Raw genomic sequence first — 13,583 nt, forward strand, 5'->3', positions numbered from 1 at the left:
TATGAAAGCGTTTAATAAAACACTAGCCGCCGTGCTTATTTCAGGCGCATGCCTGAGCAGCCAAGCTCATGCAGAAATTAATATTACAGGTTTTGGCTCCATTGTTGCCGGTAAAACACTCGGTACAGTCGACGATCCCTTAAACCCTGGCTCAACCCGAGATGAAATTTTTACTGCTGATTTTTATGATGTTGGCCAATATACCAATGACTTTAGTTTCAAACCCGAAACCGTTTTTGCGTTGCAAGTTGTGGCTGACATGGGTGAAAAACTAAAAGTGACCGGTCAACTGGTTGCTAAAGGAACGGATGACTTTAAGCCCGAATTTGATTGGTTTTACCTCACCTATCAAGCCACCAATGAATTGACACTCATGGCTGGGAGAAGAAACATTCCGATGTATTATTTTTCGGAGTTTTCTGAAGTCAGTTATGCTTACCCTTGGATGCGCCCGCCATCAAACTTATACTGGTGGCAAGTCACTCAATTTAATGGTTTAACAGCAATGTATGACTTTGAATTAGGGGGCTTTTCAAACACCATCAGTGCATTTTATGGCAATGAATATTCAAACGATAATAAGGAAATGAATTATTACGACAAGCTTTATGGTGGCAACGCTGTAGCTGTCAATGAATTCTGGACTGATATTATTGGTGTAAACTGGAATCTATCTGGTGACTTTTTCAACCTTCGTTTTGTTTATTTTCAAAATGATCGAGACAGAGAAACAATCGCGCCCGATGGCAGCATCGCCGATTACACTCCTTTTTCTCAGCAGTTCTTAGGATTAGGTGGCACAATGGATTTGGCGATGTTTACTATCTTATTTGATATGAACATGGTCACCTATGACGATGCTGTTGGCACTGAGTTTCCAACCTATTTGATCTCCGTAGTTTATAATATGGATGAATTCCATCCGTACGTAAGCTACTCCAAAGCTGATCATAAACGCACTAAACAGCCTAATAAGGAAGATTATGAAGAGCATTACTTATTAAGTTACGGTGTTCGTTATGACTTCCACCCAAGTGCATCTTTAAAAATTCAGTACGATCAGTTTGTTGATCAAGGTGATAAAGCAACGGGCTGGGCTTATCATGGTGATGCTGAAGCTATCACTATTGGTGTCGATTTTATCTTCTAACCTCTTGTAAAAAAGGCCAAAACTTGGATGAGCTTGGCCTTTTTTACTTTGGTTATTCACCGCCAAGCTTCACAAACTCAATAATATTAAAACGGGATAATCAGCCCTCCCAGCTAGGTATTCCCAATAGTTAACTTCATTAAATTAACTTAAATTCACTCTTTTAATAAATCTCTTAGTCAGATCTGAGCTTAATTAATAATTTTTCACATCCACTTCACATCCGCATTGTTAAAGTTATTCCTAAAGAACAAACAAGGAATATCCCATGTCATACATAAACAATAAGGTTGTCCGTATTATGCTTATCGTTGCTGCTGTTGTGTTATTAGCCGGTGCCGGCTGGTTTTTTAATTTTACTCTCAGCCCATATCCTGTCACCCCTGAGCAAATCCATGCCCACTATGCTTATCAAACGCCCGATAATTTAGAGTGGCAACAAACAAAACTTGAGGAAAACTATTATGAATTCACCTATAAAACGTTCGATGGGCAAACAGTCAATGGCCGAATAAAGTATCCTAAAACCCCGTCAGAGCTAGCTGAGCCTGTGCCTGTCTTGATTGGGATCCATGCATTAGGGCGCAGTCAAATACGTTGGTTTCAAGATAGCTTTAAAGATCGCCCCACTATTACCCATGTTGATAAAATCACTCAACAAGCACTTAAACAAGGGTATGCTGTCATTGCCATTGATGCGCGAAACCATGGTTTGCGAAAAGATCTCGACTACACCATTGGTGATGTAATGATTGACCTGCATTACTTTGGTAAAAAAGATCCTTATGAGACGATGATCAGCGATACCGTAAAAGATCACCGCGTATTGCTCGATTGGATAAGTCAGCAGCCCCAATTTGATCACACCCAAATCAATGTTGCTGGGTATAGTATGGGTGGGCAAGCCAGCTTATTACTGGCCGGTGTTGATCAACGAATTGCAGCTGTTGCAGCGGTTGTGCCACCTCACCTAGATGATAAAACCGCCTTAGTCGCCCCAAAAAATATCATGACTGGTTTAGCAGATAACACAGTGTGGTTATTCACGGCTAATGACGATGAGTATGCTGAAAAAGCACAAAACCAAGCCTTATTTGATGCAATACCTAGTCAAAGTAAAATTCATTTTCACTTTGACAGTGGTCACATCCTACCCTCAAACTATATCGAAGATTTAACTGACTGGCTGTGATTGTGCAAAGCACCGATTTAAAAATTTTAGTCATCGAAGATAACCCAGATATTTGCCGCAATATCGCTGACTATTTCGAACAACAGGGTGCAAAGTTAGACTTTGCACCTAATGGTGAACTGGGGCTTGCCTTGGGCCTTGAACATTACTACGACTGTATTGTGCTCGATATTATGCTTCCTAAACTTGATGGATTAACCGTTTGTCAGCAATTACGCCTGCAGTCTGCCCGCTATATTCCCATAATTATGATGACAGCCCGTGATTCATTAGCTGATAAACGGATCGGCTTTGGGCTTGGTGCGGACGATTACCTCACCAAACCCTATGATTTAGAAGAGCTATGGCTGCGCTGTAATGCGTTAGCCAAACGCCACGCTCAGCCTTTGGAAACCACACTGAAAATTGGCCCATTAGTCTTAAATTATCAGACAAAACAAGTCTCTCGCGATAATCATGAACTAACACTCCAACCTATTCCTTGGCAAATTTTAAGTATTTTAATGCAGGCCAACCCAAGAGTGGTGGGTCGCACAGAGCTGTGCGATAAAATTTGGGGCGATGATCATACTAATTCAGACGCCCTACGTTCACACCTGTATCAATTGCGAAAAATTGTCGATAAACCCTTCCCTCAACCGCTAATTAAGACCCTGCATGGTATCGGCTTTTGTTTAGCGGCAACGGATACAGTCATCTTATGAAAAACAATCAACTTAGAACAAAAATCATTGGCTTTTTTGTCGGACTAACACTCATCATTAGCGTCCTTTATAGCTTAATGAGTTTTGTGATTGCTTATTATGTCGAAGACCATTTTTTTAGTTCGTTTATCGAGGCAGAAAGTCATGCTATCAGCGCACAAATAAAACAAGGCCTCCCCGCTAAGCCTCGACTCGATTATGTGAGCTATTACCCGCAGTACTCAGCAATGCCGTTAAATGTAAGAGAGTTCCTAGCAAAACATCCGAATCGAAAAGAGTTTGCCCTCAATAATGAGCAATACTTTCACCTTAAACCGTTTGAACACGGTTATTTATTGGCTGAAGTCAGTAATCAATTATTTGTAAGAAGTGTCAAAAATGAACTGCTCTCTTTTTTATTGGCCATTTTTGCTTTTGCTACATTTATCGCCATTGTGATGGGATTTGCCGCTTACCTGATCGCCAAGCGATTATTAAAACCACTCGATGAGTTAATTACTATCATAGAGCAAGTACCGGTTAATACACTCCCAAATGATTTTGCTAAACGTTTTGAAGGCAGTGAGATTGGCACATTTGCGCACACGTTAGAACAAGCTTTGGCCCGTATCGATGCATTTATTAAACGCGAACAGCTTTTTACCCGTGATATTTCTCACGAATTACGCACGCCCATCACCATTAGTCAAGGGGCCATCACACTGTTAAAACAAACGTCATTGAATGATAAACAAGCTAATTTAGTAGCACGAGTCAGCCAAGCACAGCAACAAATCGAGCAAAGCTTAACCACGTTGCTCGCATTAGCGCGAGAGCACAATAAACCACCCGCTCACTCGCGTATTCTGCCACTGGTCGAGCAAAGCATTTTGCAGCAGCACCAGTTCTTAGCCGATAAAGCCATCGAGTTAGTTATTAACATCAAACCGCAAGATACCGCACCGATTGCCGAGTCTCCCCTGCTCATTTTATTAAACAACCTAATTGGTAATGCATTTAAGTACACTCACTCTGGTACAATTGAAATTACTTATTCCCAGCAATCCTTATCAATTAAAGACAGTGGCAACGGCATTAGCCCAGAGCTACAAACACACATTTTTGAAGCCGGCGCTAAAGGAGAAAACAGCCAAGGGATCGGCTTAGGGCTCAATATAGTCAAACGGTTGTGCGAACATTTATCGATAGATTACCAATTAATAAGTACCACAGATGGCAATGAATTCAGGTTCACTTTTACCTAATCTAATACGTTGTCATCTTGCTTTTTGAAGCAACATCCGTTTAAAAAATTAGTCTACACCAGCCTAAAACAAATCGGCCAAACTCTGTTTGGCCGTGGCTCCCTCCATTCTAAGAAAAATCATCCTATTGGGTAATGTATTCTGTAATTACTTGTATGTACTATACTTTCATCTTTGTTTACCACCTTATTTATAGAGCGGCCTAACATATAATGACTATTAACCCACTCGCCTTTGCAATCATCAGTTCTTTCAGTCTCAGCGTATCTGCGGCCAGTTCAGCTAACAATTCAACATCAGGTGCAGAGCCTTCCCCAAGCATTGAACGGCTCACCATTAATCATATTATTGCGCCCAATCATCACAATATAGCAGGGGCAATTGTCGCTCTCGACAGTGCAGAAATTGAGCGACAACGCCCTTTTTCAATCAAAGAAGCGCTCGAAAACATTGCAGGCATAAACGTAGTGGGTGAAGACGTGTTTTCGACCCATTTGAATATTGGTATGCGAGGCTTAAATCCTCGGCGCAGCGCGCGAACATTACTGATGGAAGATGGTATGCCGCTGTATTTGGCACCTTATGGTGACCCGTCAGCCCATTATTCGCCACCAATCGAACACCTTGAAGCCATTGAAGTAGTTAAAGGGTCGGGCCAAATCATCTATGGCCCGCAAACTATCGGAGGCATGATCAACTTTGTGACGGCCCCGGTTTCTTTGGATGGGCTCTCTGCAGCAATGCGCGCTAAACTGGGCACCAATGGTTTTAGTAATTTCTATGGACGTGCTGGCACAGGCAATGAACATGGTGGCGTCTTGTTCAGTGTTACCGATAAACAAGGTGATGGGATCCGCGATAATCATCAGCTAGGTATTACAGAATATGCTTTAAAAGGCCAATTAAACCTAAACGAACAACACACAATCACTGCAAGATACGCACAATTTGAAGAAGACTCCAATATCTCTGAAACAGGGTTATCAGAATCCGAATTTGCCGACAATCCATTTCAGGCACCGACAGGTAAGATTGATCGCTTTATCCAACAACGCGATACCGTGCATGTGATCCACGACTTTAATATTAGTGAGCAAGCGACACTATCAAGTCAGTTTTATCATGTCGACAACGAACGCGCATCTTTCAGACAAATTAATGGTCCCGGTGAAGCCATTGAATACTGTCCGACGATTCCAGGTCTGTCAGATGTACCCGGCGCACGGCGCGCTCTGCCCGCCACAGAAGAAAATGCACAAATATGCGGGGGGCGCTGGCGACCACGTTATTATAATTATTGGGGAGTCGAGCCACGCTTGAGTTTCAATCATCAGTGGTTAGGCACAAACAGCGAAGCCATCATCGGCGCACGCTACCACCAAGAAGATATTCAGCGCCACCAATTTAGAGGCTATGACGCACGGTTTCAACAACTTGAGTTTGCTAAAACCTATACTGATGTTGATCAAGACCAAGGTCGTACTGGCTGGCACCAAGAGCACATTCAAATCGATGTTACTGCACGCTCTTATTACATTAAAAATGCCTTTCAAACGGGTGACTGGACCATCACGCCAGGGCTGCGCTTTGAAGATATAACATGGACCACTGATTACATTCGCACTGAAGGCGCTGCGCCCACCAATCCAGAAAAAAGATATACACAAAGCTATCAAAAGTTATTGCCCGGCTTAGGCGCGACCTATCAACTACGCCCCGACACCACTGTTTTTGCCGGGATCCATCAAGGATTTTCGCCAGCGAGGCCCAACCGAGACATCGAAGAGGATGAACCCGATGCCTCATATTTAGCCACCAAACCCGAACAAAGTATCAATTATGAATTAGGCACTCGCAGCGCCATACTGCCAGCCACCCAACTAGATGCCACTCTTTTTTATACTGACTTCGATGAGATTGTGATTCAGTCGACCCAAGGTCAGTACGTTAATGCGGGTCGTTCTCGCCAAGCTGGGCTCGAACTTTCTGGACAAATCGACTTTGCCGAACTTTACAACACACCATATAACATCTATTTGCAAGGTAATTATACCAATCTGTTTATAGCTGAATTTAGCAGCTTAAAAGATGTATTTGATACCAGCGGTGAGAACATCATTTCAACCGCTTCTTTCGAGGTAGGAAACCGCTTGCCTTACGCGCCAAAACAAATGTTATCGCTCGCTGTTGGCTTTGAAAGCGCACAAAACCAGTTCGATGGCCGTCTTGGCATCAATTATGTCAGTGAGCAATTTGTCGATGCCGCCAATACACGCGAGCCATCTGACAGTGGTGAAGAAGGCATTATTCCTTCGTATGCAGTATTCAATATTACTTTAAACTATCGGCCGACAGAGCAGCTCACACTGTATTTAAATGGGCAGAACCTCACCGACCGAGTGTATCTAACTAGCCGAGTTGATGGCATGGTAGCAGGTAGAACGCGGCAGTTATCAGCTGGCTTAAGTTATGAATTTTAACCACTCATAAATTGATTAAGACAAAATAACAGCGCAGATATTTATTATAAAAAGCGATAAGTGTCTGCGTCAACACCCAGCCTATTTTTCCACTCAGATTTAGCCCTACATAAGCATGTCTGTGCTTCAATTAGCTTCTAAAAACCAGCTGAGCCGCTAAAAAAGCGGCCAATTATTTTCCCTGTTGCAAAGCATTGATACTTTCTAATCGCCTACTATAGTCACTTTTTACCGTCAGATTTTAGCTTTACAATTTAATCACCTGCGTGAATTTCAGCTTTCTGAACGGTGCTAAAAAGTGACCCTTTAGTAGTACTTAAGGAGCTGTTATCTAGTGATGAAGGCAAAAAAACAAAGTTCATTCTAGCTTTGTATCAAATAGACAGTGCTACAGCAGATACGCTATGCAACCCGGGATGATCGCTTTTTAGGTCTGCGCCGCTTTAGCCACATATAACAGCCTGTCACTGCAAAAATAAGCGGTGTCAGCCCAATTACACACCAAATAACACGACTTGGTAAACCAGCAAAATAACCAAAGTGCAGTTTTCTAAAACTATCGACCGCCACTAAATAAAACGGCGCTTCTCTAATATCATAATTCGTTAACCGAGCACCACTTTGTTTATCAAAACTCACGGTTGATGAATACTCACTAGTCACAAAGCTGGTATCTGCCACTTCACCGAAAAACGAAATTTGTAATTCAGGTTCATACGGAAACAACAAGTAGGTCGCTTTAAATCCGCCCATTTGTTGCTGCGCCTCTGCCATCATTTTATCGAGCGATAATTCGTGGTTGTAAAGCCGACCAGTAATGACATGCTGTTCGTCTTTACTGTGCTCTAGCTCATGATGAATAATTTCAGAGATATTCCAATACACGCCGGTAAAACCAATCACTAACAAAACCGGCGCTGACCAAATCCCAACAAGTTTATGAAGATCGCTAAACAGCGCAATGCGCTTTACTTTTAAGCGTAAGGTAAAAAACTTTTTCCAAAACTGACGATAAATAATCAGCCCAGATACCCCCATAAACAATAAAATAAGCGATGCTAGCCCCGTAACCCACAGCCCGGTATCGCCAATTAAAAATTTATAATGCAGGTCGAGTAACCAATCGGTCAGGTAATGGTTAACCGCCACAGGCTCTGAACGCACGATACCTTGATACTGATCTAAATATACTTTAAACCACTCGTTAGTCCCCTGTTTAAGAGCATAGATTCGGTCGGCTGTTTTACCATCATCAAATACTTCCCAACTGCCTATTTCATAACCGTTCAAATGCGTATTGACGCTCGCTCGCAGTGTATCATAACTGATACGCTGCCCAGGCGAGCCTGCAACAACGGCCAGATCAGGCATAAGCCAATGGTCTATTTCTTCTTTAAAAACTAAAATACTGCCCGTAACTGAGATAATAATCAGCGGAATCGCAACGACTAAACCCAAATAACGATGCCATAAATGGAGTGTTTTTTTCATTTTTCGCCCCGATTGTTCAGCTATAACCATAAAAGGCCGCGAATGCGGCCTTAGTACATCCTATATTTACAATGACCAATTGAGAGACATTGCAAAGTTACGCGGGGCACCATAGAAGCCCTGCGCCCAATACAATGAGTTAAGATATTGTTCATCAAATACGTTATTGGCATTAAACGTGAGGTTAACGTGCTCGTTAATGTCATAACTAGCCATGAAGTTAACAATGGCATACGCACTTTGCTTCGTAACGACTAACGGTTGCGGATTTTGAATACGGCTTATTTCATCTTGCCAGCGCATGTTCATCCCGAAACTCAAACCTTCTATGGCGTTCACTTCATGCTTTATTGCCAGTTTGAAGACTTGCTTCGGGGTATAGTCTTTAACAAGCTGAGCTTCGGCATTGCCTGCATTGACTGTATCAGCTACATCAATATCAGTGTTTGTGTAGCCAAGGTTTGCACTAAAGCCATAACCAAGCTCACCACTTAGCTCAACCTCAAATCCCTTAGATTGAATCCCTGGTGCCGCTTTATGTACTGTTTGATCAGGTGTAGAATTGGCCACATCACCTACAGCAACATTCACTTGTTCTGCATCAAATACAGCGACGTTTAGCATCAAGCTCGAATCAAATAAATCAGCTTTAACCCCCAACTCTTGTGTGTCGCCTTCAATTGGCTCAAGTTGCGCACCGGTCACATCTTTTTCAGACTGCGGCGCGAACGTATCGCTGTATGATGAATAGACATTGATAGCGTCATTAACAGTGTAAACTAAGCCAAAATGAGCGCCGGTATTACTTTGCTCTCGGCCTTTGTCATTCCCATACGAGACCCCCGAAGTTTCCCAGTGGGTATATCTCAGCCCGCTGAGAACTTTTAACTCATCAGTAATTGAAAAGCGGGCCGACACATATTGCGAACTTTGATCACTGTGTACATCTGAGCCAGGCGCAGCCGGATTGACATCGACCAGGGTTGGCACAGGCGCCGTACCATCCCATTCATTTAAGTTCGGCATAGGTGGAAAACCATTCCCCGTCTGGTAGTCATACAGTGAGCGGTCGAAATAAAACATGTCAGCTTCACTGGCACCCAACGCCACTAAATGAGTTTGACCAAATAATTCAAAACTGCCCCGCACGTACACATCAAATAAGTTCACACGATCACGCAGTTGATAATCACTGGCGTAACCTGTTAAGCCTAAGCCGCTTTCAGAATCAGGCGTGCCATACACATAAAACAAGTTTGAGTCTTGCTCATTTTGGGTATGTGCATACCGCGCCGTGATACTCCAATCATCACCAATCAGTTGCTCAAGCTCCACAAATGCTTGTTTCGATGTATTGTTCCAATAAGCCCAATCAGCCGCGGTTGAGGTCGACACATCGTAATTTGTTGGCTGGCCTTTATTATCAAATAAAGCTAATGCTCCCCAAAGTGGGCTGTCCGCATCATTACTTTGATACGTTAAGCTTGTACTTAGATGGGTCGTATCGGTCAATGCAAACTCCACAATGCCGTAAAATACATCTCGGTCTACCGCATAACGGTCAAGGTATGAGTCGCGTTTTTGCTTCACCACCACAGCGCGACTAGACACAACCTCGTTAAAGCTCCCCGATACATCGGCTTCGATGCGTTTATTTGACCAAGATCCTGCAGTCATTGACACATCAGCACGTAAATTGTCAGTTGGACGTTTACGGATAAAATTCACCGTAGCCGAAGGGTTACCCGCTCCCGTCATCATGCCGTTTGCACCCATCACCACTTCAATTCGTTGATAAATTGCCGTATCGAGTGTGCCTTGTAATGAACCTCGCTCTTGCGGCAAACCAAGGCCATCAACTTGAAAGTTAAGAATGTCAAAACCTCTTGCCTTGTAATAAGTTCGGTCAGTTTCAATTTTTTCAACCGACACCCCAGGCGTGGTTTCAAGCACCTGATTGACATCATCTAACGAAAAATCATCCATTAATGCGCGTGTGACAACACGGACAGATTGCGGTGTTTCTTTAATTGAGATCCCGAGTTTAGTGGCAGTTTCAGCTTCAACAGCCAAATAATTACTGTGTTTATCACCCAATACTTGGATTTTCTCAATCTCATTTTTTCCATCGCTAGCAAAAACATGACCAGACATGATTGCCGAGGTGGCAACAAATAGAGCGCTAAACTTAAATATACAACGTGTCATCAGAGGGCCTAAAAAGTGTCATTAATAAATCGCAACGAAATATAATACAAATGATAATTGTTTGCAAAAGCAATTGCATAAAAAGGGATAATCCGAGCAATAAGTAATAAATTGGTTAAAGAAGAGCCTTTACAGCCCTTTAGCTATCCGCAAATTGAGGAAAGATTAAACCTTCAGCTTTGAAAACTAACTCAATGAAAGTGATAGGCTCAAACTTTTAATTGAAGCGATCCTACGTTGACGCTTGGTTTTTCAGATGCCAGACCGAAAAACGTGCAATTACCCTTTAATCAAGCCGAAAAATATAGTGTTGATGAATAATGTGCGACAGGAAGTCGCGTAAGTCAGGCTCAGGCTGGGGGTGAACAGCACTGCTTGGAACGAAAGGCCTCAGATAGCCGAACAGGAAAGCGTGGGGGATATGTTCGCGATGGCGGTTGTGTTTACACAAAAAAATGTTTAAGAATCAATTTGATTGAGGACGACAATAGCGTCAATTTTCAAGGCGATTGTTAACACTAAGCACTATGGTTGATTTGAAACGCGGCAAGGCTTGAAAAGTGAGTGGTGTCTCTTGAGGTTTCGTTTTCCTCCTCTAAAATAGGCCGGCTGATGCCGACCTATTCTTTAACTGTCAGGTCATTATTTTGCTGTCAGAGTCACGCCACTAAAAGCAGAAAACCCAAACAAATCAACATATAAATGACTTACACTTGAAGTATCCACTGTGCATGACTCTTCATTATTCCCATTTTCAGACTGACATAAAAGCTGATAACCACCGGTTACTTTTTTATAAATAAGCAAATCTACATCGCCTTCACCACCTGTCGTTTTGATTGTCACCGTGGATGACGCCGATGGTACGGCAAAATCAAAATATACGTATTTTTTATATCCCCCAGATACGTTGCTTTCATTCAAAAGAAACGTCTCTGAGATTGGTTTGGCTTTATTAACAGCCGCAGCGGCATCCAGCAAGCCATCACCACAGCCTGAGCAACTGGCAGGGAAGGTTCGGGCTGTGTCTTTAAGAATACTTTCAATCTCAGACGGTGTCGCACTCGGTTTCACTTGCTTAATTAAAGCTGCAACACCTGCTACATGAGGCGCAGCCATCGATGTACCATCCATAAATTCTAACGAATCAGAGCGCGGGCTCGTGCTACCGGTATTATGCGTTGAAAGCACGCCATAGCTACTGCCATAACGTTGCTGATCGCCGCCTGGCGCTGCTAAATCTATAGAAGTACCGTAATTAGAGTAAGAAGCACGCGCCCCTGTTGGGCCAGTTGCCGCAACATTCACTACGCCATAACAATTACCGGGGTTAAAATAGTTTGCATTTTTTGCGTCATTACCCGCAGCGACAACCACCACTGCACCATTAGCACGAGCAGTGTTAATCGCACTTTGAGTAATTGAATCACAGCTCCCTTCTCCGCCTAGACTCATATTAATAACTGAAGCAGGATTAGGATTTGCAGGCACACCTGGTACGCTGCCACCCGATGCCCAAATAATCCCATCGGCGATATCTGATGTTAAACCACCACATTTACCTAAAACACGAACGGGCACAACTTTCGCATTATATGCAACACCCACCCCATCAATTCCATTGCCAGCCATCGCTGCGATCGTACCGGCAACATGCGTTCCGTGCCAGCTCGAGCTGCGATCACGACTCGGTACAGGGTTACCCTGATTATCTGTACCACATTCACCTAAACTAATGGCATCACCCGGATCTCTTGGATCAGCATCACGGCCACCCGTGCCATCATTTTCAACTAACGTATGAGTGATCATATCGTAACCACCGACGATATTTCCCACTAAATCACTGTGTGGACGATAGCCTGTATCTAAGACAGCCACTGTCACACCCGCTCCGCTCGCATGATCCCAGGCCGCTGGCGCATTAATCCCTGCAGTTGCATTAAAATAGTGCCACTGAGAACTATAAGAAGGATCGCTCGGCGTTGCATAGTGCTGCAACATTTGATCAAGCTCGATATATTCAACATTGCCTGTCGCCATCATTTCTTGCATATAAGCTTGTGCTTGAGCAGCATTCATTTTTTGATCAATACGGACAACATGGTGATCTTTAAGCGCCATCGAGCGCACATACTGCGTATCTGCTGATTTATTTGATCTGAAGTTTTCAACAAAGACTTTTGCTCTTTCGTTTAGTTGAACATCGCTCTCAGCCATCGTATCTGCTTGAATATCAAACTCAGCGAATTTACTTTTGTATTTAATAATAAACTGAGTCGAACCTAAAGGTTGGCCCATTAACTTTAGCTCAGCTTGTTTTAATTGAAATGCTTGAATTGATTCTGTTTTTGCATTTGCGTGCGCATTACCTGTTGCTAAAATTGCGGGAATAGCGACCGCAAGAAGTTGCTTGTTAAATATACGTTTCATTTATTCACCTGAAATTGTTTTTGTTAATTATTTTTTAAAATAGCTAAAAGCCACTTTCAGGTACAAATGTAAACTAACTGTATATTTATCTGTACCTTTATTTTGTTATTGGCTACTACACAAAGGTTATATAAAGACACCTAGAGTGCTAAATAAAAAATTAAAAGCTCGATAAAATTAGTAAAAATTACATTTAATTAGTTGCTTAGCAATATAAATCAGAAAATCACAATTCATCCCCTAAAGTCGTATGCATACAAAAATAGCTCTCTAATTTTGTTAATTTTCATTCACGCAACACTCAACAACCAGAAATAATTCCATCTAGCGCAATAATAAAGTATGAGCATTGCGCTTAATTCAACCTTGTGAAACTACCAAAAATTAGGTGGCGAATGGGTTAGAAACCGAACTATTAACTCTGTGAACACTGAATTTTTAAGAAATTTAAGCGATAAGTTCATCTGACTAGGTAAGAATGATTGGAAAATCATAGGCAGGTAAATAAACAAAACCCAAAAAAGTAGAGGTTCTTTATCAAGGCTTAAACCCGTCTCCTTTTGGATAACGGGTTGATCCCTTAATGCGCACTTAAGTGACCCTTTAATTTACGACTAATAGACCACAAATTAAGAACTTAAGAGCGGATCATTGCAAATGCTTAATTAAAAAATACAGAAC

8 protein-coding genes are annotated in these 13,583 nt (G+C 42.5%); 5 read left to right on the plus strand and 3 right to left on the minus strand.

Translation table 11 applies throughout. The features are described from left to right. Position 1: 1 nt before the first annotated feature. The 5 genes from AC3KVK_RS18680 to AC3KVK_RS18700 all read left to right on the plus strand — a co-directional run bounded on the left by AC3KVK_RS18680 (position 2) and on the right by AC3KVK_RS18700 (position 6,770). Positions 2-1,150, plus strand: coding sequence for a porin (locus AC3KVK_RS18680; protein ID WP_490310142.1), 1,149 nt, complete (start codon positions 2-4; stop codon positions 1,148-1,150). Between the two features lie 268 nt (positions 1,151-1,418). Further along, entirely contained in the window at positions 1,419-2,342 is a 924-nt protein-coding gene (locus AC3KVK_RS18685) for an alpha/beta hydrolase family protein (protein ID WP_490310141.1), read from the plus strand. Positions 2,343-2,344: 2 nt separating this feature from the next. Continuing rightward, positions 2,345-3,046 (plus strand): response regulator transcription factor, encoded by a 702-nt coding sequence (locus tag AC3KVK_RS18690; protein WP_490310140.1) that lies wholly within the window; start codon positions 2,345-2,347, stop codon positions 3,044-3,046. Then, positions 3,043-4,290, plus strand: coding sequence for a sensor histidine kinase (locus AC3KVK_RS18695; protein ID WP_490310139.1), 1,248 nt, complete (start codon positions 3,043-3,045; stop codon positions 4,288-4,290). The genes AC3KVK_RS18690 and AC3KVK_RS18695 overlap by 4 nt, the downstream gene beginning before the upstream one ends. Before the next feature lie 212 nt (positions 4,291-4,502). Beyond that, positions 4,503-6,770: a TonB-dependent receptor family protein gene (locus AC3KVK_RS18700; protein WP_490310138.1), complete on the plus strand. Its 2,268-nt coding sequence runs from the start codon at positions 4,503-4,505 to the stop codon at positions 6,768-6,770. Positions 6,771-7,172: 402 nt separating this feature from the next. On the opposite strand, the gene AC3KVK_RS18705 is transcribed toward AC3KVK_RS18700, so the two are convergent. The 3 genes from AC3KVK_RS18705 to AC3KVK_RS18715 form a co-directional block, all read right to left on the minus strand. Further along, positions 7,173-8,261 carry a PepSY-associated TM helix domain-containing protein gene (locus AC3KVK_RS18705; RefSeq protein WP_490310137.1) on the minus strand — a complete coding sequence of 363 codons (1,089 nt, stop codon included), beginning with the start codon at positions 8,259-8,261 and terminating at the stop codon, positions 7,173-7,175. A 66-nt stretch (positions 8,262-8,327) separates the two neighbouring features. After that, a complete protein-coding gene (locus tag AC3KVK_RS18710; protein ID WP_490310136.1) occupies positions 8,328-10,469 on the minus strand; it encodes a TonB-dependent siderophore receptor in 2,142 nt (713 codons plus the stop codon). A gap of 642 nt (positions 10,470-11,111) precedes the next feature. Further along, complete coding sequence (locus AC3KVK_RS18715) at positions 11,112-12,902, minus strand: S8 family peptidase (RefSeq protein WP_490310135.1); 1,791 nt, start codon at positions 12,900-12,902, stop codon at positions 11,112-11,114. Positions 12,903-13,583: the final 681 nt, after the last annotated feature.

Source organism: Pseudoalteromonas sp. J2K-J979 (genome assembly GCF_058169715.2).